Origin of the sequence: Ulvibacterium marinum, from assembly GCF_003626755.1 — a bacterium.
In the GTDB taxonomy this organism is placed as follows: Bacteria; Bacteroidota; Bacteroidia; order Flavobacteriales; family Flavobacteriaceae; genus Ulvibacterium; species Ulvibacterium marinum.
Genome location: NZ_RBCJ01000001.1, coordinates 718577 through 742600 on the forward strand (window position 1 = coordinate 718577; position 24024 = coordinate 742600).

A 24024-nucleotide genomic window follows, 5' to 3' on the forward strand; every position below is an offset into this window, starting at 1 on the left:
GCTTATAGTTTTTTGCGCTTATCCAATAAGTCCCTATTTTCTATGGGGTTTTCGCCACTCTTAAGGGATTTATCAATGTTTTCGATGTAATCCAGGGAGTCGTCAATGAAAAATTGCAACTCCGGAATTCGCCGTAATTGATGTCGGGTACGTTGGGCCAATTCATGTTTGATCAAAGGTTCATTGGATGTGATTCCTTCTAGCAATTCCTCGGAATCCGCGTTCGGAAAAATGCTCAAGTATACCTTGGCAATGGAAAGGTCCGCGGTGACGGATACCTTGGTTACCGAAATCAGGATGCCGCTCAACCCACCATCCTTGGCCGCACGTTGTAGGATATCGGCAATGTCCTTTTGAATGATTCCTGCAATTTTTTTCTGACGCTGTGATTCCATGATGCAAAAGTAGGCCTTTTATGACTTTCCTCATCATTTGGTACCTTTAGAACCCATAATTTTGGCCTCTAGAACGAGAAAAGCAATCATTTAACAAAAGCATTTGTAGTATGATGGACAAAATAGAGCATATTGGTATAGCAGTAAAGGATTTGGACAACTCCAACCAACTTTTCGAGAAACTTTTTGGCAAACCGGCCTATAAGCTGGAAGAAGTGGCCTCGGAGGGAGTTCGCACCTCTTTTTTTGAATCGGGCCCCAATAAGATTGAACTGCTGGAGGGAACCAACGAAAACAGTCCCATTAGCAGGTTCATCGAGAAAAAGGGGGAGGGCATACATCATATTGCCTTTGCGGTAAAAGATATCGTTTCTGAAATAAAGCGATTAAAGGAAGAGGGGTTTATTGTCTTGAACGAAACTCCAAAAAAGGGAGCGGACAATAAACTGGTGGCATTTTTGCATCCCAAGACCTCCAATGGAGTTTTGGTGGAATTATGCCAGGATATCCCGGGTTAGCCGATAAAAATACCTTGCAACCCTTAAAAATAAGTAGTAATATTGCATCCGCAATTTGCGGGTCCTATAGCTCAGTTGGTTAGAGCACCTGACTCATAATCAGGGGGTCCCTGGTTCGAGCCCAGGTGGGACCACAGAAAACCCTTCTAAGTGTCTGATTTAGAGGGGTTTTTATTTGAACAGGGGGCAAATTAGGGGGCGATAAGTTCATACTACAGAGAGCTACTTATTATCCGCCTTGTATTTGGATGGGATTTTGTCTCTTATAGATTCCTTAAACCTGTGTAGGGTTGAGTATGATACTTTTTCATTGAACGCCAATATTCCAACAACAATTGAAGGGTGAATTTTATGTAAAAATGAAAATTCTCTAACTTTTTCTTCCGTTATATACCCAAGATACTCCTCAAAGAATTCAAGAATTTGGTCTTGTAACAAGGCTTTTTCTGCCATTTCATTAGCTTCTTTCTCCTTTTTAGAAACGATATCGCTTGTTGAATCATCCATAAAGACCATATTGCTATTTTCCTTTTTTGGCAAGTGTAGTAGTACATGAAAAGCTTCGTGAGCCAAATTGAACCAGAAATTATCTACTCTGTCGTACCTTCCTGTTAAGGTAATCACAGGTCCGGTTTCTGAAGAAAAAGCCGCTCCATCCAAATAAGTTTTGGATAGGTGGGAAAGAAAAACAAATTTGACCCCAACCTTTCCTAACTCATTCAAGAATTTGCTGACCCCCTTTTTCATTACAGTAAAAGTATGAAGTTCAGACATCAGTTCTCTTAGACCTTTCTCATTATATGATTCTACTTTTAACTTTTTTGAATGATTAAGGGCCATTTGATACCAAGCCTTTGCATTTATTTCATTAGTAGAGTTTTTATAAGCATTAGATTTTCTGTATTCTATATTTATATTATTAGATTCTAAAATCGAAAAATCTAATTGTTTGTTTTTCGGAATATTCCAAAAGGAATGCAATTGTTTATTTAGGCCATTAATATCATCATAGGGCTTTAGCCAGCCTTTTTTCAACAACTCGTTTATAGGTAGATATTTGTATACTTCAACTTGGCGTTCAACTAATTTCTCTTTAGTTTCTTCAATTTTTTTAGAAAGTTGAAAATCTGTGTCTAACATTATCCATTCATATGCCTTCCATCCAGATACCTTCTCCAAAAGCCTTGCTATATCTATTGATATGGGCTTCTTGTCCTTAATTATTTCATTAGTATGTTTTAATGAGATAGTTAAAATGTGAGCAAGGTCGTCCTGTGTCCACCCATAAGAAGTTAATAAATATTTTAAAGCTTGACCTGGGGTTTGAAAATCAGAGATTGTCTTATTAGTCATAGAGCTTGTCTTGGAGTATTTCGATGTAATCACGTCTTTACAATAGATTAAAATCTATTGTATTTAAAGATCAAAAATATGTGTTTTAGGCCGTTAAGAGTTATTATGTAAATATAACCTTTTAAGTAAAACTTGCAAATTATTTTGCATTTTTAACTTATTTGGTAAATTGAAAATTTCAAATTTACCAAATAGGTAATGCTTCTTTTTAGCATGTAATATTTTTTATTATCTTTGAATCAAATTCAGGTTGTCTGAAAACAAAAAAAATCAGGCAGAAAACTACCTGATTTTGGATTTAAATTTGAATTTACAAGGGCTGCGAACCCAAGTAAACCTTTGATATTTCGTTACTGCAAAGGTATAAATTCTTCTTTAAAATACCAAATTGTTACTTTTTCTGCCTGATTGTTAATTAATCTTTAAACTGTTTACGTCGCTTTGCATTAGCTTTTTTTAGGACAAAAGATAGTCTACTGCTACCAGATTATCCCTCCTCTTAATTGACTTGCGGAATGTATGGTTTGCATTACGGGGTACCGATTTAGTAGCAAAAAGAAGATTAAATAATAAAACAGTTGTAAAATGACAAATAAAGTTCAAAAAGTCGATTTACATGAATGTTATTGTAGTGGCGTTAAGCCAGAAATAGCATATGAGTATTCCTTTAAAATCAATAAGGAAGAACACTCAACAAGAGAGCAAGTAATAACAGGTAATGATTTGCACGAGTTAGCAGGTACAAGTTCCGATACCCATTTTATCCGTATGGTTACCAAAAAGGGTAAAATAGAAGTTGGCCCGCTGATTAAAGTAGACCTTACCGAATGTGGTATAGAAAAGTTTATTATCCTGCCATATGAGCAAGAAACGATAGACTTAGAAATTTGCTACTGCGAGGGCGCGACGCCCATAATCACTTTTCAATATCTCCTGAAAATAAACAGGGAGAAATACAAAGTTGAAAAGGAAAAATTGACTGGTGCCGAAATTTTGGCTTTAGCTGGTAAAGATTCAAAATCGCATAGATTAAGGATGTTTACCAAGAAAGGTAAAGTCATCGTTGAAGCTGACCAAACAATTGACCTTACGGAATGTGGAGTAGAAAGGTTTGTTGCGGAACCCTTGGATTGTACCGAGGGCTTTGTTGTTAACAACCAATTTGCGCTACCCGATGAAGATGTACTTTTTTTGAATTCGGTTGAAAATAAGGTAGACCTGATTCAAGAACATAACCTAAGATGGTTAATCTTCAGAAACTACAAGATTCCTGACGGCTATAATGTAGAGGTAGCAGATTTAGCAATACTGATACCTCCACATTATCCGACGGCAGGATTGGACATGATGTATTTTAACCCTACCCTATCAAGAAAGGACGGAGCTACAATAAGAGCTTTGTCCTATCAACCGATAGAAGGGAAGAGTTACCAGCGTTGGTCTAGGCATAGAATGCCAGCCAACAAATGGAACCCGGACATACATAATGTTGAATCTCATGTAGATTTAATGGTAAGATGTTTAACAGCAGAATTTGATAAACGTTGATAGCCATGGTGCATTTTAAAATTACAGATAAGATGTGCCAGGAGTTGAAGAACCATCTCCATAACGGGGATGGTTTGGAAGCTCTCGCATTTGTAGTATGCGGGCGACTAAATCATGAAGGTGATAACTGGTTACTAGCCCATGAAGTTTTTCTTATGCCATATGAAAAGTGCTCAAGGAATGTAGACTATGTAAGTTGGAAAACAGAGCATATTGAGCATTTGTTGGAAAAAGCGAAAGACAAGGGATTTGCAATCGTAAAAGTACATTCCCATTTCATTACTAATTCTGATTTTTCGGAGTTGGATGATGTTTCGGATAGCTCCTTTTTTGAGGCGGTATATGGTTGGTCTGATTCGGAATTACCGCATGCAAGTATTTTGATGTACCCTGACGGCTCTATGATGGGTAGAACAATTCAAAGTGATATGAGCTTTGCAGCTATTCCAAAAATCACAGTGGTAGGTGATAGTATTAGAAGTTTTACAAACTGTTTTCAGATTGAGTCTGTGGGCAAGGAGTTTATCAGAAACCAACAGGCGTTTGGTGAAAAAACAACTAAAATTCTTAGAGGGTTAAAGGTAGGCGTAGTCGGATGTTCAGGAACAGGAAGCCCAGTTATAGAACAATTGGTTAGGCTAGGTGTCGGCACAATTGTACTAGTAGATGCCGATTTGATTGAGCACAAGAACTTGAATAGAATTGTAGGTTCAACTTCTGCTGATGCCGAAGCCAAAAGGCTTAAAATTGAAGCAATTAAAAAACATATTGAAAGAATGGGATTGGGAACAAAGGTGATTATTTTTCCAACCTTAATTCAAGAAAGCAGGGAAGCAATAGATACTCTTGCAAGCTGCGACATTATTTTTGGTTGCGTTGATTCCGTTGAGGGAAGGTTTTATTTAAACCTTATTTCGACATATTATTTAGTGCCATTAATTGATGTTGGCGTGAAATTGGTTGCGGATGGAGAAGGGGGGATTGATTCTATAAATGGAAACATACACTATGTAAATCCGGGTTCAAAAACTCTTTTGGAAAGAGGCGTTTTTACGCAGGAGCAACTGACTGCCGAATCTTTAAGAAGGATGTCGCCGCAGGAATACGAAAAAAGAAAGGCGTATTTCGATAACTTGGACGTGGAAAGCCCTGCTGTAGTAAGTGTCAATATGACTTTTGCCGCTTTTGCCGTGAACGAAATGCTTGCTAGATTTCATCCCTTTAGATATAGGGATAATTCAAGGTTTGCAAATACATGTATTAACTTATCGGACTGGGATATTAATACACAAGTTGTAAGGGAAAGTAAGTCGAAATCTGCATTAAGAGATATAGGGGTTGGTAATCTAGAACCCCAAATGGAATTGTATGTTAGTGAAGAAACTGTTTAGAAGGATACTCGGCTTTTTTAGAAAAAAAGAGCATGGGTTTAAATGGCAAATAGTTTTTGAATTGCCGGAAGAACCTCTTGAAAAAATCCTTTATCTGGAAGGAAATATAAGAGAGAAGGACTATTGGTATGCATTATTAAGATGTCCCTGCGGTTGCGGGGACAAAATAATGCTGAACCTGATGAATGATGCTAAGCCGTGCTGGAAGGTTAATATTGATAAAAGAAGGCCATCAGTCTTTCCTTCTATTTGGAGAACCAAAAACTATAAAAGTCATTTTTGGTTGAGTAAAGGGAAAGTGGTTTGGGCATAAAATTTTTCCCGAATTAATTTCGAACAAATTGAGCCTGCTGTAAATGTCCCAGTGCAATATCGAGATAATCATCATTGGAAAATAAAGTCCTTTTTCTATCACTCCACTTCTCTAATTCAGCCTTAACAACTTCTCTATCAAAAGAATTTTTCTCTTGGCTAATAAAGTCTATCGTAGACAATAATTCCAATCCAAAATCAGAATAGAACCCACTTAGAAACTTATTGGCTCGATACGCAATTTCTTTGATTTCAGGATTTCGATTTAAAAATTCTTTAACGTCTTTTTCCCCATCTGGCACTAAGATTAACTCTTCAAAAGGTTTTTTATCCATGCCGTTATACCCCATAAGATAACTGCCATTTAATACATTTAATAGATATCTTGCTTTTCCTGAATATGGACCATAAAAATTTGGCTGATATTTAAGCCTAAAGTACTTTTCAGCACCAAACTTTTGTAAAAAATAACAGATTTTTTCGCTGGAAAATTCAGAAACAAACTCCCCGTTCTTTACCAACTGATAAAGCATGAAAAGTAACATGGCTCTCGCTTCAGTAAGTTTTACTCGCTCTTTTTTGAGTTCTTCTTTTATTTTAGTACTGGGTTCGTAAACAGTTACCTCAATATCTAGTCCATTTAGTTTCGATATAATTATTTCTTTAACATTATTCCAATTTAAACCTCCATTACCACTTCCCAAAGGTGGTATCGCAATGGATTGAATTGGGTAATTGGGAAGAATTTTAACTAACTCATTCAACCCCTTTTCAATATATTCATATTCGGAGGGTTTTTTCCAGGTAGTCTTTGTGGGAAAGTTAATGATGTATTGTTTACCTTTAAGTAATGATTCGTCTTCAACTACTAACAACTTGCCAATCGCTAATTCCTTATTTTTCCAAGCTTCCCGATATACTTTATAATTATTTGGAAATCGTTTTTTAAACTGCAAGGCAATTCCTTTACCCATTATTCCAACAGTATTAACGGTATTCACTAACGCAGTAGCATCGCTTTCAAAAATATCTCCTTTTTTAAACTGAATCATTCTATTCAAATGTCGAAATAAAAGTTTGGTTTGACTATAACTCTTTTTTTCAAAATGCCCATTTTTAATAATTTATCTTTGGCATCTTCATTATAACAAGCAAACCCCAAAATACAGGATGCCGGTATATCTTCTTTTACAAGAAATTCCGCTTCTTTCCTTCGCTTTAAATCTAGGTCATTCTCATCTTTCCAATATTTCGCATTAGCAGCTTTGAAGTCAACAAGGTCTTCAATGTCAAAAACCTTAGTCTTTGAATAAAACTTGGAAAGTCCGTTTGTGGCATGTCCATCACTGAAAAAAAAGGTCAAATTTTCATCAATAATCTTTTGAACACTTGAAACACAATATACGATATTTTCAGCAGAAGTCGGATTTGGCACGAAGTTACCACCTTTTTGAATAACATAAAGCATAGGTGTTCTTAGGCCTAAATAAAAAGGGATGAAATCTCCTAAAATAATTTTTTCCCTAATACCAAGACCAACACGGCTTTCCGAAATCTTGACTGTTTTGGTTTTCCTAAAATCTATTAAACTCGAGTCTCCAATTGCTTTGAATCTTGGATTAGCATTTGGAGAGCCCTTATGAGTAATTCCATGTTTCAGTATATGGGGAATGTTCTCCATATGTGTCATGCGATAGATATAAACTTTTTTTAATGACAACCCTATTTAATTTTATACTGAGCAGAAAATTACAAAATATTGCAGACTATTGCCTCCGTCGAATAACAGTGTTAGATTCTTCTTGAAACTCCAATTCAAAACCCGAACTTCTGCCTACGAACCATCTTGAATTTCTTCCGAGTTCGGGAAGATAAGCGGTCATTTTTATTAACTCAAATAGTCCCTTTAAAGGTCAATTATTGAAACTGCTAAAAGAGACCAAGAATGAGACACATTTGTCTAAGAGTCCTTGATTTAGGAAAACAGGTTCGTAAAACCGCCGTTTCATGGGACTACTCGGCCCTCAAACTTTTAACCGGATCTGCGTTCGCGGCCTTTATGGACTCAAAACTCAAGGTGAACACAGCAATGCCTACGGCCAATATTCCAGCTATCCCGAATGCCCACCAGGGCATATCGATCCGATATTCATAATTTGCCAGCCATCGATCCATGAGGTACCAGACAACGGGGCTACCGATAGCGATGGCCAATAGCACCAGTTTTAGGAAGTCCTTTGCCAACAAGGAGGTAATGCCCATCACCGAGGCACCCAGCACCTTGCGAATACCGATTTCCTTGACCTTTTGCTGTGCGGTGAACATCACCAGCCCGAACAGGCCCAAACAGGAAATAAAGATGGCCAGGACGGAGAAATATTGGGACAACCTAAAAAACATGTTTTCACTCTTATACAGTAAGTCATATTGCTGATCGGTAAAACTGTATTGGAACGGAAAGGCCGGGTTCAGTTCCCCATGAAGGGACTCCAAGGAGGCAACGATCTGCCTGACATTGTTCGGGTCTATCTTGACCAGGGCCGTCCCGAGCCAGACATAATTTGGCGCATGCCGGATTACCAGCGGCCCAATGGATTTTTTCATCGTATCAAAATGAAAGTCCTTTACCACACCTACTATGGTCCCGTCCATTCCCCATTGGCTCAATGGCTTGCCTATGGGATCTTCCAGCCCCATGGCCTTGATAGCGGTCTCATTGAGGATATATTCAAAACCCTTGGAGTCCCTGTCCCTGAAATCCCGGCCAGCGACAATCTCGCACCCCCATGTCCTTAGGAAATCCGCGGATGCGGGAAAAGTGGTAAATGCCGTCATGTCATCTTTTTCCTTTCCCTGCCATACCACCTCGAAGGTTATGCCACCCATTTCCAATGGTGGTTCGAAAACCGCCGACATCGACCTTACCCCCGGAAATTGCAGGGCACGGCCTTTAAAGGTCTCAAAATTATCCACCAGTTCTCCCTCCAAGGGAAATGTCAAAAGATTTTGCCGATCAAAACCTAGGTTCTTGTCTTGGATGTAATCGATTTGCCTTGAAGTGATGATCATTCCGCAGATCAGAATGATCGAAAGGGAAAATTGGAACACTACCAGACCTTGGCGTATCCAATGTGATTTGGAATCCGTTTGTGTTTTCTTTCTGAATATCCCCACAATATTGAAGGAAGAAAGCATAAACGCGGGATAGCTCCCGGAAATAAGACCGGTGAGCAACGCTATGACCAATATACCTGCCCATACGGACCCGCTTAGATCCAACAGGCCCAAGTCCTTTTCCGCCAGTTGGTTGAATGCCGGGAGCACCAAGGCCAATAAGAGGATCGCGACAACTGTACTTATCAAGGAGAGCAAAACGGCCTCTCCCAAAAACTGATATACCAGACCGCCCTTTTTGGCACCCAGCACTTTTCGTATCCCTATTTCCTTGGCCCGCTTTAAAGAGCCCGCCGAGGCAAGGTTCATAAAATTGATGCATGCTATCAGAAGAATAAAGAACGCTATGTATCCGAAGACCCTGACGTTCTCGATCTTTCCTCCGGAAATTCGGCCATTTTCAAAGTTGGAATACAGATATTTATCGCCGTAGGGCTGTAAGTAGAGCTCAATATCGAAGTTTTCCCCGATATCCCTATTGTAGTCCCTTAAAAAATTCTTGATCTTCGGTCCTACCGAACCGGCATCGGCATTGGAGACAAGCTGGATGAAGGTATTGGGGTCATTGTTGGTCCAATCCTCGGCATATGGATGCTCTTTCAAATATACGTCCCAATGCAGATAAAAATCATTTATTTCCATGGTGCTCGGACCGACTTCCTCGAATACGGCCGACACTTGGAACTTTTCGGAGTTTTCGTAAGTGATTCCTTTTCCCATGGCATTTTGGGCACTGCCAAAGAACAGTTCCGCCATCTCCCTGGAAATGGCGATGTCGTTCGGGCCGGTCATGGCCGTTTCCGCACTTCCCTCAAGAAAACTATAGCTGAACATATGGAAATAGTCCGTGCTTACATAGTTTCCCGTCCGTTTGAATACCTTGGGGCCATTGGCAAAGGTTTTCTCCTTGGGGAATACGGTCGGACTCGCCTTTTCCACCTCAGGCAACTTCAGCTTTAGCTCACGGTACAGATGGGCGGGGGTATAATATGCCCCGTTTATCTTGCCATCATAAAAGACCCTTTCGTAGACCGTGTAGAGCTTTTCCGAGTTTTCATGGTACCTGTCCACGGCCAATTCATCGGAAACCCAAAGGAAGATAAGCAGGCTGCAAAGGAGACCCGTGGCCAGGCCGACAATGTTCAGAAGGGAAAAGACCCTGTTCTTAACAATGTTCCTCCAGGCAATCTTTAGATAATTCCTTAACATAATCTTTCGATTTTTATTGACTTTACTTTGGACAAGGGCACTTGTAAAAGAAAAATTTATGTGAAGGCTCCTAATTTCTATAACTAATACTATGCCGTAATATCAACCAACTATAAATCAAATGGTTGCAATATTTTTGAATATCAACGCTTTTGTGAACCGTCCAATTTTTTGACACGAATTGTCCAGTTACTGTACACCGTTACAATGCAACTTCATAAAAAGGAATCGTCGGTAATACTTTTTGATAAAGAGCTACAAACATTTAAAATGTTACATCAAAAGGTAAAATTTTGAATTTGGTGCCGCAAAACCAACCTTTTTTAGGTCTCAATAAATCGTCCCCAATCTTACCCCAGACTTCTGCGCGTGGATCCTGTGGAATTTTTGTAGCGTTCCGGCAGATAAGCGTGAAGCAAAAAATTCCATAGGGCGCAGCCTACTTTTTGGTCTTGGTGGAATCCACTTTTGTTCCTTTCAACCGCCAGGCCTCATAAGCTTCATATAGTCCGGGATTCAGGTCAAAATACCCCTTAAGGCTTGTAAGGACTTCTTTCCGTCCAGCTTCGAAGGACTTTTCCCTGATGGAATCCAAACGGGAGACCCTGAACCCCAAATAGCAGATAGAGACAATGGAGACGGTCCATATTGCTGTCATCAGCCAGAACAATGCCCTTGGGATCACCTTGGCGTTAATGACCGCCTTTCTGATGGTGTCAGTATTCCAGTCAATTGATTCCATGTCCCTTTTTTCCTTTTCAAGATGCTCGCGGATGATTTTCTGAATCTCATAAGAGGTTGCCTCAATCTGGATATTATCCACATTTTCCGTAAGCTGTTTCAATCTATCGATTGATCTGTTAAACCCGTCCAGCTCATCGGTGAGCAGTTCCATGACCTCGTCCAGTTTTTTATATCCCATTGTTATCCCAATTAATATCCTATTCCTGTATCAATTGCCCGTTTCACAGCCTGTTCCAAGGCCTTTCTCGCCATTTTGAGAGCGGCACTAGAGGCCAGCTCTGCTGCCTTCCCTGCCATCGCCAATGACTTGGCCGAGCCCAACTGCTTGTTCAGCTCCATCCCGTGGGAAAGCTGTTTGGTCAGGTTGCCGCCCGACATCGAGCGGTGCACGTCGCTTCCCTTGAAATTGTGCCCCCTATGCTGGAAACGGAACCCCTGTAGTTTTCCCGCCTTGTTGATGCTTGGGATGACCTCGACCTTTCTTTCGCCCATGGCCCGCATATAGTCGAACAGCGTTTTTGGCTGTTCCCTTTCCATGACCTGGTTGTGGATGCGCTTGATTCCCTGGCGTATGTTCAGGGTCTCCAGCTCTTTTTCCGCCTGTACCATCCTAACGGTCGTAAGCCCCTTTTCCAGGGCCACCTGTTCGGCCATCTGCTGGCTCCGCTTTCCAATAAAGCTATCGTTGTAGGCTTTGCCGTCAAAACCGATACGGTTTACATAAAGATGGACATGGGTATGGGCCTTGTCCCTATGGACGAAGGCAATGGCCTGCCTGTTCTGGAGCTGCATCTTGTCGATAAAGCTTTTGGTGAGTTCCCCCAGTTTTTCGTTGGAGAGGCGTTGGCCATCCTCCTTGGTGGGACTGAGCACAAAGCTAAGGGTGTTCTTTTGGCAGCGTTGGTTCATGTCCTGCACCAATCTGAACTCTTCCGTGACCTGCTTGGCATTCTCCCCAGCCAAGTTCTGGCTGTGGACGACCTCGGCCCCCTTTTCCTGGTTCCAGCCATATCCCATGGACTGGCCTGTATGGGCTATGGATTTTCCCTTGCCGATCATTTCTTGAAGTTGTAAAGATGTTTTCGTATCTCCTCGGCCAGGTTTTCCACCTCTTTGGCCAATAGGGGATTTCGCTTCTTGAACATATTAGAGATACGGGTAAAGTTGTTCTTGTACTGCACCAGTGTCCTGTAGCATTCCAATTGCTCCTCGGTCAGCCGCTCGATGACGTTGTTGCCAAAGGCGGAACTGCGGCAATATTCCGAAAGGGAGATACCCACCCTCTTTGCCCTTTTTTTGAGCAGTTTCTTCTGGTAGATGGAGCACCGGAATTTGATATAGTCCCTTTTCATCTCTTTTTTCTTTGCAACCATCGGGAGCAAAGCAAGATTGTTTTTGTGGCAACAAAAACACATCTTGAATTCCCTGCCCAAGACAATCCTTTGCGCCATCCATGAGCCATTCGTTCAAATCCTTAGAACCGTCATATAAATGGGATTTGTCATTAATGTTTTGCGGCTGATTCATTAAAAATCTTGTCTTCTCTTTTCCAGTTCCATCATTGTCCAGAAAGAGGTCGATCTGGTCATAACTCTTGAAGTAAGCCAAAGCTCTTTCTATAAAAGCGGTGGAGTTCAAAATCAAAAAGTCATGAGTATTTTGAATGTTCGGTTGTAGTTCCAAAAGGGAAAGTATATCGAACATTCCTTCGACAACGATTAGCTTCTTGTGGCCATTTTTGAAAATGGATATGGACTTAGGGGATGTTGAGTTTTTCCAGTACTTGTTCCTAAGTTCCCATCCTCCGGCAACATTTTCCAGACCAGCGGCAAAATAGGTCTTGCCCTTGGTTCTATAGTGCACCTCCCTACAGAGCTTTTGGGCCGTTGCCAATGAGATGTGTCTTGATTTGAGGTATTTCTTCAATGCCGCATGTTTAATTTTGGTCGTCCTGATAATCTTGATTTGATTTTCCTTTTGGGATGGGGAAAACGCTTGCTGCTGAAAAGAAAAGGAGAGATTCTGGGCAGATAGTATCCTAAGTGCCTCACTGACTTTGCAGTTGTTCATTTGGCAGACCAGGTCAATAGTGTTCCCACCAATACCCTCCCCATGGTCGTACCAGCGGTTGATTTTTTTGTTGACCTTAAAAGAGGCTTGTGTCTCTGACCGGAACGGACTCAGATACCAAGCTTCTTTTTCCGATTCCCGGACTGGAAAGTGCCCTGCCCTGGCCAGTGTCTCCACTAGGCAAAAGGTACGGGCTCTTTTACAGTCCATTCTTTCTTTTTTCATGAGCGATTATATTTATAAAGAATTTTGATGATTTGATGACAAATCCTTGCCAGCCATTATTTTCATTGGGCTTGAAGGGGTCATCATTTTTTCATCGATTCATCATTTTTGTTTTTTTGTTCCTTTTTTCTGTCATCATTTCTTATTTTGATGAAAGAATGATGACAAAGTGATGACGGCCACAATGCCTATCATCATTGGCCTTGGCTCATTCCGTCATCGTTTCATCAAAATTTTGGTCCAGGAATTTCCTTTCGATTGTAAAGTACCTTCCTTTGGCATCCTGCATGTTGATTTCCCCATTGTTCCAGATAGTGATCCGTTGGTAGCTGTTGGAGTTCTTTTGGTTCACCAGTTTCCAGTCCTTTTTCAGCAAACGGCGTAACTGGGTGAGGTCGGTTTTTACCCTGGTCCGATTCAATAGAAGCAATGCGTCCATAGGGCATAGGTCAACGGACTGCAATTCAAACTTGTCCATGGTGCTCAGCAGGATACTTGCAAGTTCCTTTTCTACCCTATTTCGGTTGTGGCGAACCAATCGTTGCAATGCTGGAGTATGCAACTGTTTTGGGGTGAACCACATTCGCGTGGTCCGTTCCGTGCTGAATTTCCTGTTGGAGAGCAGGTGCAAAAAAGTGGGTATTTCCATTGTCAACTGCTCCAGAAAGTCTGTCTCTTCCTTTTTCAATGGAAGTATCTTACGAACCCAAAAACGGGTCTCGTTCCCATCTATCTTGATAAAGTTGTCCTCATTGTTACTGCAAAGGATGAACTTTCCGAAGAATTCCACCTCTCGCTTGTCCTTACCCTTGGCCTCCAATTTGTTGCGGTTGGTGGTGCTCAAATATTTGATTCGCTCGGTAAGCTCTTCTTTGTTGAAAAGGACTTCATCGATGCAGATGAGCAATCTATTGGCCCAATCGGAGTTGAACTGGCTGCCAAAACTATCGTTGGTCAGGTAGGTCAGGTTGTTGCCGAACACTTCTTTCAGCCATTTCAGAAACGAGATCTTACCGGTGCTCCTTTCTTTGGAAACTAGGCATAGGATGGGCAATATCTGTGTGGGCCTTGAATAGAGCAGTTGGAGATAGTCCAGCCCCAGTTCCAATTGCTTGCCGAATATGTGCACAAGAAATTTCATGGTAGTGGCTATTCCCCCTGCTGCAGGTGAATGTTCCAAAGGGGAATAAATGTTGTAGAATCCGTGATGCTCCTTTTTGAAATCGAGATGGTTGGGAATGCAGGTAAACCCATCAAACTTTGGCACATTGCTCAAGAAATTCTTTCCATGATCTTGCTTGATGGTATGCTCATTCCATGAGACCAATTGCTCATTGAAATGTCCCGATATGGAAGGGCTTTTGACCAACTTGTAGTAGGTTGTACCAACCCGGATGTATGAAACTGTTGACATATTACGGGCTATTTTGAAGTTGGCCTCCTTAGATAGGGATTTCTTTTGGCGTATTCCAACAGTTCTCTTTTAGAATAAAAAGGCGAATCCCCGATTTGGTAATAAGGAATTTTGTTTTGCTTTTTCCATTTGATCAAGCACTGTTCTGATTTGCCCAGAAATTGCGCTGCTTCTTTCTGCGTTAGCCGATCTTCCTCAGAAAGTAGCGGCGATTCGTGAACTAATGAGGTCTTCTGAAGCCGCTTGATGACCAGCTCAATGGTATTCTCTAAGTCTTTCTTTGTGAAGCCATATAATATTGGGTTTGACATAGTTTAGCTTTTTTAGGTGAAACAATGTTTTTCACTGCTAAACTAGATTCACAGTCATTCCAAATTCGCTTACCAATTACCATTGGTAGTAGAAAAGCTAGGCTTATCCTTGACTAATAGGCTATGCCAGAAAAATTTTTATGAAGCTGGTAAGTATCTATCGATTATGGAGTTCACTTTTCTCATGGTATCTTGATGAAGTGCTTTTTTATAGGCAAAAACCTCAGAGAAATTTCTACGAATAGTTTCTGATGATAAGAGACAATTTTCAATGAAAATTTCAACTATGTCTGCCATCTTCAAATCCGAATTGACCTTTTTATCATTTATGATAACATTGCGTTCCATCAAAAAGCGAAGCAAAGCAATAAACTCTTTGATTTCGTCTTTGCTCAAGTCCATTGTATAGGGCAAGAAAATATTTTGGCAGTTGTATTTTGGAGTATCATATTTAATGAATCCCCCGAAATATGCTGAAAAACGTGCAGCCTTAAAATTGTTTAGGCTTTCTTTCCCATACCCATCTAATATTAGGGCAAATTGCTTTTGGGTAATCATTGGGTTTAAGATCATTCGATACTTAAGATTAACCTCTTTAACGGTATTGTTCACATTAAGAATGTCTTCCTTTAAACCCTTGGCATCGAGTTGCACACCATTGTTCGCAATGTTTATGTTCTTGATTATTGCTTCCTTCATACCAGCGATATTGTTAAGAATGGATGATTCGGTAGCATACTTGGAGGTAATAAAAAAAGCTCGTTCAAATGGGGTTCTGTAATTGAGGTAATCACGAATCCATCCAGACTTTTTAAACCTTTGGGAAACTTCACTTTTAAATCTAGGAAAGTCGAGTTCAGAGATAAGAGAATTCTTAAAGGAATCCGAGTTGAGTTCATTTAAAAGGATACGTTGCCATTTGGGGCTGTTTTCAAATTGTTTGACAAACTTCTCTAGATTTAAGTCTTTGGTAATTATTGATTCCAAAACATATTGGTGAAACAACCTCTTTTCCTTTTCTCTAAATAGTTTGAAGGTAGCAGTATAAAAATTGGAGTATTTGACAGCATTGAACGTTTGGGATAGTTTATTCAGACCTCGGATGTAAAATTTGCAAATTAAAACGAAGGCCATTATAAAAAAGATTGTGAGCCCCTTTTCAATATTCATTTCATTTGAAAGCACTTTATCAAAGTTGGTAATTATCATGTGTAGGAAAATGGCCGTTCCTATGGCCGGGAAGAAAAGCAATAGTGTATGCCTGTTGTGGAATACCGATTTAAAGATGAAATAGTTGTAATAGAGTTTCATAATCCAATCATTTTAATACAGCATCCATTTTGTTCCAGGTATTGTCCATTTCTCTTTGCTTAAAACTTTCCGAAACATCAACATAGCGTTTGAATGACCGTTCATCACTATGATTGGATATTTCTTTTATTACAGCTTCTTTCATACCAAGCATAAGACTTACTGTAATGAAGGTTTTTCTGGCGGTATGACTTGTAATGAGTTTATACTTTGGATAAGTTTTGTCAATTCTCCTATGGCCAATATATCGGGTAATCGTGATTGGCGAGTTAATTTTAGCTCTACTGCAGCAAGTCTTGATGTGTTCGTTTAATTTTTGATTCGAGAACAAGGGTAACGGCTCATAAATGGTGTCCTTATATCGCTGTAGAATTTCTTGGCTGTATTTATTCAAAGGAATGGTCTGGTCCATTTTACGGGTCTTTACGATATTAATTTTAAGATGGTCTTCGAAAATATTGGAAGGTTGCAATTGTTTAATATCGCTGTATCTGAGTCCTGTAAAGCATCCAAAGCAGTAGAAATCTCTTACTCTGCTAAGTTTTTTTGAATGGAACTTGAACTTATAAAGGCGCATGAGCTCCTCCATCGTGAGACATATGACTTCTATTTTGTCTTCAGTGCGTTTGAACTTTTTGTATTCCAAGTTTTGGTGATATCCTCGCTCAAAGGACCAATTCATAAATGTTTTAAGAATGGCAATGAGTTTGCCAAAGTAGTTGTTGAGTGTATCTCTTTCCTCGAAACAATAGTCCCGGAATTTCTCATAGAATTCCATATTGATGGTATCAAAATGGAGTGAGTAGGAAGAGAAGGTTTGAAATTGTCGCAAGAAGCCTTTGACCGTCTTGTATTTCTTAACGGTTCCAAGCGCTTTTGTTGTTCGGCTTGTTTCAATGAACTCAGAAAAACTTTCGAAGAATTGTGGAGCCAGTGAATTTTCTCCGAATGTCTTGTCCGCTATTTTTTGCTCGAATAGGGCTTTTGAGGGAGTAATTCGGTTTAAATGGAAATATCTGAAAATAGTATGGACTTTATCGGCAAACTCATCAAGTTGCTGATTGTATTCAATATGATTATTGTAAGGTTCAACTTTGGTATTTGGCTTTATTCTTTCTTTCTTCCAGTGCTTGGGCAGTACTTTGATACCGTTCATATTTTTCCGCACACGATTGCCATTGAAGGTGATAATTGCACGAATGGGTGAACTACCGTCTTTGTTTTTCTTGTCCTGTCGTATAACAAAGGTTAATTGCATTTAATGCTGTTTAGTTCTATTTGTATTCATTTCGATAAAACTATGCGAAAAGGGGGGCAAAATGGGGGGCAAATTGTATCAAAAAAAATGATAAACGCTGTTAACCTATGTTCGCGTAAACCCTTATATGCTCTAAGTTAAGCAATTATACAACACTAAATACAGCTAATAGAAAAAAAGGGTTCAGGTGGGACCACTTAAAGCGCAGACCCGCGCTCCTGCAGGAGTGCGGGTTTTCTTTTGGAATGAGAAAAATACGGAAGGTATTTGTAGCAAAACCAAAAGAAAAGATAACGGCTGTAAGCCGTGTGGACTGCATTTTCAGGAGAGGGCCTTCTCTGGTCGCTTCCGACTTTGGAGGAAGCACCCCATCCATGTGGTACCAAAGGCCTCAATGGAAGCTGGGGCTTTTTTGTGGAGCAAACCAGAGGGAGAAGTTCATCCCGAATGAATACAATTTGGATTCGTATTCCAATTCTTCATCTAACTGGGCAAGTTCAGATTGAATTAATTTTCTGGGCATTAGAAGACAAGCAGCAAACGTATTTTCCTTCTTCTATTGGAAATCGGGGAATCCTGATTTTCAATCCAAGAAAAAAACAAGGGCCAAGCGTGGGATTGAGGTCTGTTTTCTGGGAGAGTCAAAATCTAAAAGAAAGGTATGCTCCGGCCCCCTCCTGGTTCACAGTTGGGGCGATCAGCAGCCTATCTGATTTCTTGAAAGGATTCCAGGAGAAAAGATAGTCGAAGTGGTAGACTAGCTTGGTCACTGCAATGCCCAGGGCGGAGCCCAGGATTACATCGGAGAGCCAATGTTTATTCTTAGCCATACGCAGGTATGCCGTACTTATAGCAAAGGCATAACCGGAATAGGCTAAAATGGGTTCGGTATTTTTGAATTCCTCATAGAGCACGGTTGCACTTGCAAAAGCCAGAGAGGTATGCCCGGAGGGGAACGCTTCCTCATTTGCGCCATTAGGCCTTTCCTTATCGATAGTTATCTTTAGGCCAGTGGTAATTGCCTGGGTAAGCAGTAAGGATAGTCCTGCATTCTTTGTTTGGTCAAACCAATGGTTCTCAGCTTTTGCGCCCAAACCGTCAGAAATATACATCACGGCCAGAGGTGCAAACCTGGTGTAATCATCGATATTCGTTCTTAGGTTACGATTGACCTTAGGTTGCAATTCTTGCTCAAAATCACTTTTTGTCATAAGCAATGCGGTAACTGTGAGGCCAGCTGGAATTGCCATTTTTTTTAAGGTAAGGGGCTGCCTTTCGATACGCTTATCAAAGGAGGTGGAATCGAGAATTACTTCATATTGGCCGAGGCAAAGGATTGGAGAGATAAGGAGTATGAAATAAATGCTAAATAAACATTTCTTTGCGAACATTCGTATCTTTTTCTTGGAAGATACCTCTATAACGCAATAAACCAGGAATAAATTTTACGTTGGGAACATTGGGCGTGGTAAAAAAGAAAATGAAAGGACTGGGAAATCAAGCTGCAATGCTCCAATTACTGGGGCAGTTATCAGAGTTTAATAAGCACTAGGAAGGGATTCAACAAGCTTTGCAAGAGCAAGTGAAAGGGGAATAAGCACGCGGGTATTGAAGTTGCCTTTTTGGGAAAATCCAACTTTAGTCTGATGATTTTTTCTCCTGTACTCATCTTACAAGCCTAATTTAAAGTTTAAACTAATTTATTAAGATTTCCGGTTCAATTTATACCTTTTTTAAGGTCATTGCCGTTTTCTGGAAACTTGACTTGGCAGATTCGCAAACCGGGCAAACATAGGATTCAGGAAGGTTTTCGAAAAGAGTGCCTGCCAATATTCCATTTCTTTCGTCTCCTAAGGATTCATCATAGACAGTCATACAGGAATTGCACTGAAATACAGTTATTTCCTCTTCTTGTGGAATCAATTTTTCTTTGGGGGACTCCTGTGTGATTCCTAGTTGCTTGAAATATTTCTTGCTAAGCTCCATTAAAAGACCGGGAAGTTCTACTTTATCAACATCCTGCGCATACGATACGTATGTTAGTGTATTGGGATCAAAAGCTTTAAAATGCAGGACATTATATGTAGGTCGTATTTGGAAGTTTTGTACAATGGAAGGGGATTGATTTTTTTCAATAATCACTGAAGCGAAGTGCGACCGCTTACCTACGTCGTGGCTTATTCCAAAGGTAAGGCCATAGGTACTAATATCGTTTTCATCAAAATTGCGGACCAAAAACTTTTTTAATTCAAAGGCCTCATGGTCGTCCACAGGCAAATGCCAATTCATTTCCAATTGCGAATGTCGTACGTTAATTCCACGTTGTCCTATAAACCGTTCCAATTCAGGTCGACTTTTTTGCTTAATACCTTTCACAATAAAGGATTTCCATGGAGTAATGCATATCTTTCCAATACTGTTGTCGAGGCAAAAACCACAAAAATCTTTTAAAAATTGTAGGTCATAGCGGTTGTTTCGCCAATAGAGCCCCAACCAATATTGATCCAGCTCCATACGGTTCATGCCTTCATAATAAGGAAAAGTGAGATAGGGAGTTTCTAACTTTTTTTGAATGTTTTTGTTATTGGTATCGATGGTTTTGTTCAGGATATCAAAAAGAGATGTCACATCATGGGCCTCTTTATGAACCTTTTCAATGTTTTTGGAGATACGCACAATATCCCAACTGTAAATCAATACCGGATAGAAATCAGGTTCTTTCCAACCTGGAATATTTAGGTGCAAATACCAATAATCATCTTGTTCTGAAGCAATGAAATTTAGGTTTCCACTGAACAAGGGCACCAATCGTTGTTTAGGGTCGGTAATATTGATTTTAAGCTTTGGCAAATAATCAAACTCCTCCAGAATGTATAGATAAGTGGATCCTTTGAGCCAATAGGTCATCTCAAAAATATCTGCCGAAACATAGGAAGAAACAATGTTCTGGTAATTTCGCTCACCGATAATATCCGTATTATATTTTGAGATGCTCTCCAGGGAAGCCTCATCCTTCTTTACCAACGGAAACAACAAATCTTGACGAGAGCCAAAATACACCTCACGGAGTCCGGCTGCTTCCAGCATGGTGATGATGTCCTTTAGTTCTCCGGGAGAAGTGACCCCGCCTTTTAGTAATATTCGGTGCAAATCATCGTTCATTCTTCTTTGTTTATGAAGTTACGGCCAATTCGGTATCCATAATGGCCTTTACTTCTGGTTTACAGCTACCACAACCCAATCCTGCACCGGTTTCCGAGCATAGCTTGGCAAAATCCGAACATCCGTTCTTCATGGCTTCCTGGATATTTCCTTCGCCTACTTGACTGCACGAACAGACCAATTTGCCCTTTAAGGGTTGACTATTGGGCGCACCGCGCAAAAGCTCATTGCGTTTTTCCGACAGCTCGATTTCCTCTTCAATAAGCCTTTTGAATTCTGCAAACTCGTTCTTATCGCCCATTAAGATGGCTCCTTTGAGCGTGTCATTTTTTACGATGCATTTTTTATAGAAACGCTTTCGTACATCCATCAGAATTATTTCTTCATAGCTTAGGTCATTGGCTGGGGCATTTACCATACCAATGCTGCAGAGGTCCAGATTTTCAAATTTTAGGATATTCATCAATACTGAACCGGTATAAATACTTCCCAAATCCCCCAAGATGTAATTGGCTGCAGTATCAGCCTGTTCCTCGGCCGCTGAGGTAATCCCGAATAGGGAGTTTTCAAACTCGGCTATCTCACCCAGGGCAAAAATATCCGGATGACTTGTTTTTAAATAGGAATCTACAAGCACACCCCTTCGTGTTTCCAAATTCGCTTGTTTGGCCAATTCTATATTGGGACGCGTACCGATGGCGTATACAATGGCATGGCAACTAATGGTTCGGCCGGTCTTGAGATTTACCAAAAGCGAATGTTTAGCTGAGTCATCTTCAAAAACAGTACTTACCTCATTATCAAAATATAGGTTGATGCCACGCTCACTTACATCTTCGGCCAGTAGTCGACTGGCAACGGCATCCAATTGACGTTCCATTAATCTTGGGGCACGTTGAATAATACTGATGTTGATGTCTATCTTTTTTAATGATGCTGCCAATTCCAGGCCTAGAAGTCCTCCTCCTACAATAACCACATGTTGTTCTGAAGGAGGGAGTTCGGTTTCGCTCAAATATTGCTTAAGCTTATCCGCATCGTTTCGCTCGCGCATGGTAAATCTTCCGGGAAGGTCCATTCTAACCTCATGGGGCACAAAGGCCCTGCTTCCGGTTGCCATAACTAACAAATCGTATCCATGTTTGGTACCCTGGTCGTCAATAACGTATTTCTTTTCAGTGTTTATTTCTGAGATTCCGTTACTTGGGGATAGTTGCACGCGTAATTTTTCCAGTTCGCCCTGTTTTAGCTTCTGCAAAGCTTCCCATGGCAGTTCTTCATTGACGTATTCAGGTAGCAAGACCCTATTGTAAAAAGGATATGCCTCTTTTGAGAAAACATGAAGCTCATCAGTTATATTCTTCTCACGGTAGGATTGTATGAAACGATATGCTGCTGCTCCCGCACCAATTACTACAATTTTTTGCTTTTGCTTTTCATATTTTTCCACCCGAACCGCGCAGTATTTGAAATCGGGTTCTTTGGAAATCGGGTCAACGAGATTGTTGGTAAGGTTATTGGCCCTGCTGAAGTCGCTGTTTAAAATTTTCCCCCAGTGCATTGGCAAAAAGACCACCTTTTCGCGAATATCAAAATTGATTTTTACTTTAACCTGGACACTTCCCCTGCGACTTTTTACCAATGCGATATCATCTTCTTTTAGGCCCAGGATATAGGCATCCACTTTGTTCATCTCAAGATAGGGGGTGGGGATATGGGTAAGTAATCGTTTAACCTTTCCTGTTTTGGTTCGGGTATGCCATTGATCACGGACCCGACCCGTATTCAATATCAATGGATATTCGCTATTGGTCTGTTCCGATTGATTGTACAGCCTCTTTGGTGCATTAAAATGGGCCTTTTCATTTGCCGTGTGGTATATTTGGTCACCGAACAATCTAGGTGTTCCTTTATGGGTTTTATGAGGTACGGGCCATTGAAAGCTCCCTTCCGTTTTAAGTCTCTCGTAAGACAACCCGGAAATGTCAATATTGGTTCCCTTGGTCATCAAACAGTACTCATCGTAAACTTCGCTTGTATTATTATAATCAAACCCAAGGTAACCCATCTCCTGACCGAATCGCCATAAAATTTCTGCATCAGGCAAAGCCTCTCCAGGAGGGTCTATGACCTTAGGTAAATAACTAATCCTACGTTCCGAATTGGTCATGGTGCCCTCTTTCTCCAACCAGCCCGCGGCCGGCAATAACAAATCTGCATATTTGGTGGTTTCGGAATTATGGGAAATATCCTGAACCACCACAAAATTTGCCTTTTTAAGGGCCTCTTCCGCCTTACGGGCATTGGGCATGCTCACGACGGGATTGGTACATATGATCCAAATGGCCTTTAGGGTACCCTTTTCAAGGGCGTCGAACATTTCTGTGGCTGTAAGGCCCGGCTCTTTTTTTATAGGTTTTCCACCCCAAAATTCCTCAACTTCTTTCCGGTGTTTTTCATTGCCCAAATCGCGATGAGCTGCCAATAAACTCGCCATTCCGCCCACCTCTCGGCCACCCATGGCATTGGGCTGGCCTGTGAGGGAGAAAGGTCCCGAACCGGGTTTGCCAATATGCCCTGTTAAAAGTGAAAGGTTGAGTAGGGATACATTTTTATCCACCCCAATGACACTTTGATTAAGACCCATGGTCCACATGCTGATGAAACCCTTGGCACTGCCAATTTGTTTTGCCGTCTCTTTGATGTCATCTACGGGAATACCACATTTTTTTGCAGCTGCATTTAAACTCAGCTCAAATGCCGACTGTTTGCACGCCTCGAAATTTGAAGTGTATTTCTTTATGAAAGCAGTATTTATTTTCTTTTTTTCAATGAGCCAACGTGCAATGGCATTGAAGAGAATAACATCGGTGCCAGGAAGTATTTGAAGGTGGATGTCGGCCAGTGCACAGGTCTGTGTTTTTCTTGGATCGACCACAATGATCTTTACATTGGGATTTTCCTCTTTGTGCTTTTCCAATCTTCTGAATAGGATGGGGTGGCACCAGGCTGGATTAGCTCCGGCAATTAAAAAACAATCGGCCAACTCAATGTCTTCGTATGCAATTGGAACCGCATCTTCACCTAAGGTTTTTTTATAGCCGACTACTGCGGAACTCATACAAAGGCGAGAATTTGTGTCTATATTGTTCGTGCCGATAAAACCTTTGGTGAGTTTATTCGCCAGATAGTATTCTTCGGTTAAGCATTGGCCGGATACATAAAACCCTACGCTGTCTGGGCCATGCTTTTCAATAATACTTTTGAAAACTGCGGCGGCTCTTTTTAGGGAAATATCCCAGGAGACCTGTTGCAAGGGATGGTTTCTGCTCCAGCGCATTTGGGGATGAAGGATGCGATCACTGATATCTTGGGCAACGTAGTTAAGGTTCTTTCCTTTTGAGCAAAGCATACCCTTATTAACCGGATACGCTTCATTACCTTCAACGGAAAGTGTTCCTTTTGTGTCTTTGGTTACGGTTATGCCGCATCCAACTCCGCAGTAGGAGCATATGGTATTATGGGTTTCTTTTTTCTGCATTCAAAATTGCAATAGGGCATTCTTTTTTGAATGAGAAAATTAGAAATTTACGTAGTAATACGTAGTATAAATTTGGTAAAAGTGGCAG

Annotated in this window: 20 protein-coding genes, 1 tRNA gene and 1 pseudogene; 6 read left to right on the forward strand and 16 right to left on the reverse strand. The window is 40.7% G+C overall.

The window, feature by feature from the left end; genetic code table 11:
- Positions 1–2: 2 nt before the first annotated feature.
- Positions 3–395, reverse strand: coding sequence for a 30S ribosome-binding factor RbfA (rbfA, locus tag D7Z94_RS03125; protein WP_120710039.1), 393 nt, complete (start codon positions 393–395; stop codon positions 3–5).
- Positions 396–508: 113 nt separating this feature from the next.
- On the opposite strand from rbfA, the gene mce reads away from it, so the two are divergent.
- Both mce and D7Z94_RS03135 read left to right on the forward strand, forming a co-directional pair.
- Positions 509–913, forward strand: coding sequence for a methylmalonyl-CoA epimerase (mce, locus tag D7Z94_RS03130; protein ID WP_120710853.1), 405 nt, complete (start codon positions 509–511; stop codon positions 911–913).
- Between the two features lie 60 nt (positions 914–973).
- A tRNA-Ile gene (locus D7Z94_RS03135) sits at positions 974–1047 on the forward strand.
- A gap of 88 nt (positions 1048–1135) precedes the next feature.
- Here D7Z94_RS03135 and D7Z94_RS03140 read toward each other — a convergent pair.
- On the reverse strand, positions 1136–2266 hold the full coding sequence (locus tag D7Z94_RS03140) for an ImmA/IrrE family metallo-endopeptidase (protein WP_120710040.1): 1131 nt from the start codon (positions 2264–2266) through the stop codon (positions 1136–1138).
- 585 nt (positions 2267–2851) lie between these two features.
- On the opposite strand from D7Z94_RS03140, the gene D7Z94_RS03145 reads away from it, so the two are divergent.
- Genes D7Z94_RS03145 through D7Z94_RS03155 form a run of 3 tightly spaced genes read left to right on the forward strand, consistent with a single transcriptional unit; the run spans position 2852 to position 5518 of the window.
- A complete protein-coding gene (locus D7Z94_RS03145) occupies positions 2852–3814 on the forward strand; it encodes a multiubiquitin domain-containing protein (RefSeq protein WP_120710041.1) in 963 nt (320 codons plus the stop codon).
- Positions 3815–3819: 5 nt separating this feature from the next.
- Positions 3820–5205 carry a HesA/MoeB/ThiF family protein gene (locus D7Z94_RS03150; protein WP_147415819.1) on the forward strand — a complete coding sequence of 462 codons (1386 nt, stop codon included), beginning with the start codon at positions 3820–3822 and terminating at the stop codon, positions 5203–5205.
- On the forward strand, positions 5183–5518 hold the full coding sequence (locus D7Z94_RS03155; protein WP_120710043.1) for a DUF6527 family protein: 336 nt from the start codon (positions 5183–5185) through the stop codon (positions 5516–5518). Before D7Z94_RS03150 ends, D7Z94_RS03155 begins: the two co-directional genes overlap by 23 nt.
- Before the next feature lie 13 nt (positions 5519–5531).
- Here the strand turns inward: D7Z94_RS03155 and darG are convergent, their stop codons facing one another.
- The 11 genes and pseudogenes from darG to D7Z94_RS03210 form a co-directional block, all read right to left on the reverse strand.
- Positions 5532–6569, reverse strand: a complete 1038-nt coding sequence (darG, locus tag D7Z94_RS03160; RefSeq protein WP_120710044.1) for a type II toxin-antitoxin system antitoxin DNA ADP-ribosyl glycohydrolase DarG — start codon at positions 6567–6569, stop codon at positions 5532–5534.
- A 5-nt stretch (positions 6570–6574) separates the two neighbouring features.
- Complete coding sequence (darT, locus tag D7Z94_RS03165) at positions 6575–7237, reverse strand: type II toxin-antitoxin system toxin DNA ADP-ribosyl transferase DarT (protein ID WP_120710045.1); 663 nt, start codon at positions 7235–7237, stop codon at positions 6575–6577.
- Between the two features lie 293 nt (positions 7238–7530).
- Positions 7531–9900, reverse strand: a complete 2370-nt coding sequence (locus D7Z94_RS03170; RefSeq protein WP_120710046.1) for an ABC transporter permease — start codon at positions 9898–9900, stop codon at positions 7531–7533.
- A 439-nt stretch (positions 9901–10339) separates the two neighbouring features.
- Positions 10340–10822 carry a DUF6730 family protein gene (locus D7Z94_RS03175; protein ID WP_120710047.1) on the reverse strand — a complete coding sequence of 161 codons (483 nt, stop codon included), beginning with the start codon at positions 10820–10822 and terminating at the stop codon, positions 10340–10342.
- Between the two features lie 11 nt (positions 10823–10833).
- The gene (locus D7Z94_RS03180) at positions 10834–11703 is read right to left on the reverse strand and encodes a relaxase/mobilization nuclease domain-containing protein (RefSeq protein WP_120710048.1); all 870 of its coding nucleotides are present in this window, start codon (positions 11701–11703) and stop codon (positions 10834–10836) included.
- A complete protein-coding gene (gene mbpA / locus D7Z94_RS26130; RefSeq protein ID WP_317125769.1) occupies positions 11700–12095 on the reverse strand; it encodes a mobilization protein MbpA in 396 nt (131 codons plus the stop codon). The genes D7Z94_RS03180 and mbpA overlap by 4 nt, the downstream gene beginning before the upstream one ends.
- 67 nt (positions 12096–12162) lie before the next feature.
- Positions 12163–12939: pseudogene (locus D7Z94_RS03190) on the reverse strand (toprim domain-containing protein); the annotation flags it as partial.
- Between the two features lie 208 nt (positions 12940–13147).
- Entirely contained in the window at positions 13148–14353 is a 1206-nt protein-coding gene (locus D7Z94_RS03195; RefSeq protein ID WP_120710050.1) for a primase-helicase family protein, read from the reverse strand.
- Between the two features lie 8 nt (positions 14354–14361).
- Positions 14362–14664 carry a helix-turn-helix domain-containing protein gene (locus tag D7Z94_RS03200; RefSeq protein ID WP_120710052.1) on the reverse strand — a complete coding sequence of 101 codons (303 nt, stop codon included), beginning with the start codon at positions 14662–14664 and terminating at the stop codon, positions 14362–14364.
- A 138-nt stretch (positions 14665–14802) separates the two neighbouring features.
- Positions 14803–15975 (reverse strand): hypothetical protein, encoded by a 1173-nt coding sequence (locus D7Z94_RS03205; RefSeq protein ID WP_120710053.1) that lies wholly within the window; start codon positions 15973–15975, stop codon positions 14803–14805.
- Positions 15976–15982: 7 nt separating this feature from the next.
- Positions 15983–17233 carry a site-specific integrase gene (locus D7Z94_RS03210; RefSeq protein WP_120710054.1) on the reverse strand — a complete coding sequence of 417 codons (1251 nt, stop codon included), beginning with the start codon at positions 17231–17233 and terminating at the stop codon, positions 15983–15985.
- A 187-nt stretch (positions 17234–17420) separates the two neighbouring features.
- Between D7Z94_RS03210 and D7Z94_RS03215 the strand changes: the two genes are divergently transcribed.
- Positions 17421–17684, forward strand: a complete 264-nt coding sequence (locus D7Z94_RS03215; protein WP_147415820.1) for a hypothetical protein — start codon at positions 17421–17423, stop codon at positions 17682–17684.
- 190 nt (positions 17685–17874) lie between these two features.
- On the opposite strand, the gene D7Z94_RS03220 is transcribed toward D7Z94_RS03215, so the two are convergent.
- The 3 genes from D7Z94_RS03220 to D7Z94_RS03230 all read right to left on the reverse strand — a co-directional run bounded on the left by D7Z94_RS03220 (position 17875) and on the right by D7Z94_RS03230 (position 23936).
- Positions 17875–18624: a phosphatase PAP2 family protein gene (locus tag D7Z94_RS03220; protein ID WP_120710057.1), complete on the reverse strand. Its 750-nt coding sequence runs from the start codon at positions 18622–18624 to the stop codon at positions 17875–17877.
- A gap of 331 nt (positions 18625–18955) precedes the next feature.
- Entirely contained in the window at positions 18956–20395 is a 1440-nt protein-coding gene (locus D7Z94_RS03225) for a rubredoxin (RefSeq protein ID WP_120710059.1), read from the reverse strand.
- 10 nt (positions 20396–20405) lie between these two features.
- The gene (locus D7Z94_RS03230; RefSeq protein ID WP_120710060.1) at positions 20406–23936 is read right to left on the reverse strand and encodes a nitrate reductase; all 3531 of its coding nucleotides are present in this window, start codon (positions 23934–23936) and stop codon (positions 20406–20408) included.
- Between the last annotated feature and the right edge of the window lie 88 nt (positions 23937–24024).

What these genes read in the sequence shown, in the direction of transcription:
- D7Z94_RS03175 (WP_120710047.1), bottom strand. Translation starts at nt 10,822, where the DNA reads ATGGGATATAAAAAACTGGACGAGGTCATGGAACTGCTCACCGATGAG.
- D7Z94_RS03140 (WP_120710040.1), bottom strand. Translation starts at nt 2,266, where the DNA reads ATGACTAATAAGACAATCTCTGATTTTCAAACCCCAGGTCAAGCTTTA.
- D7Z94_RS03210 (WP_120710054.1), bottom strand. Translation starts at nt 17,233, where the DNA reads ATGCAATTAACCTTTGTTATACGACAGGACAAGAAAAACAAAGACGGT.
- D7Z94_RS03155 (WP_120710043.1), top strand. Translation starts at nt 5,183, where the DNA reads ATGTTAGTGAAGAAACTGTTTAGAAGGATACTCGGCTTTTTTAGAAAA.
- mce (WP_120710853.1), top strand. Translation starts at nt 509, where the DNA reads ATGGACAAAATAGAGCATATTGGTATAGCAGTAAAGGATTTGGACAAC.
- D7Z94_RS03170 (WP_120710046.1), bottom strand. Translation starts at nt 9,900, where the DNA reads ATGTTAAGGAATTATCTAAAGATTGCCTGGAGGAACATTGTTAAGAAC.
- D7Z94_RS03225 (WP_120710059.1), bottom strand. Translation starts at nt 20,395, where the DNA reads ATGAACGATGATTTGCACCGAATATTACTAAAAGGCGGGGTCACTTCT.
- D7Z94_RS03230 (WP_120710060.1), bottom strand. Translation starts at nt 23,936, where the DNA reads ATGCAGAAAAAAGAAACCCATAATACCATATGCTCCTACTGCGGAGTT.
- D7Z94_RS03150 (WP_147415819.1), top strand. Translation starts at nt 3,820, where the DNA reads ATGGTGCATTTTAAAATTACAGATAAGATGTGCCAGGAGTTGAAGAAC.
- D7Z94_RS03220 (WP_120710057.1), bottom strand. Translation starts at nt 18,624, where the DNA reads ATGTTCGCAAAGAAATGTTTATTTAGCATTTATTTCATACTCCTTATC.
- D7Z94_RS03180 (WP_120710048.1), bottom strand. Translation starts at nt 11,703, where the DNA reads ATGATCGGCAAGGGAAAATCCATAGCCCATACAGGCCAGTCCATGGGA.
- darG (WP_120710044.1), bottom strand. Translation starts at nt 6,569, where the DNA reads ATGATTCAGTTTAAAAAAGGAGATATTTTTGAAAGCGATGCTACTGCG.
- D7Z94_RS03205 (WP_120710053.1), bottom strand. Translation starts at nt 15,975, where the DNA reads ATGAAACTCTATTACAACTATTTCATCTTTAAATCGGTATTCCACAAC.
- D7Z94_RS03200 (WP_120710052.1), bottom strand. Translation starts at nt 14,664, where the DNA reads ATGTCAAACCCAATATTATATGGCTTCACAAAGAAAGACTTAGAGAAT.
- mbpA (WP_317125769.1), bottom strand. Translation starts at nt 12,095, where the DNA reads ATGGCGCAAAGGATTGTCTTGGGCAGGGAATTCAAGATGTGTTTTTGT.
- rbfA (WP_120710039.1), bottom strand. Translation starts at nt 395, where the DNA reads ATGGAATCACAGCGTCAGAAAAAAATTGCAGGAATCATTCAAAAGGAC.
- D7Z94_RS03145 (WP_120710041.1), top strand. Translation starts at nt 2,852, where the DNA reads ATGACAAATAAAGTTCAAAAAGTCGATTTACATGAATGTTATTGTAGT.
- D7Z94_RS03195 (WP_120710050.1), bottom strand. Translation starts at nt 14,353, where the DNA reads ATGTCAACAGTTTCATACATCCGGGTTGGTACAACCTACTACAAGTTG.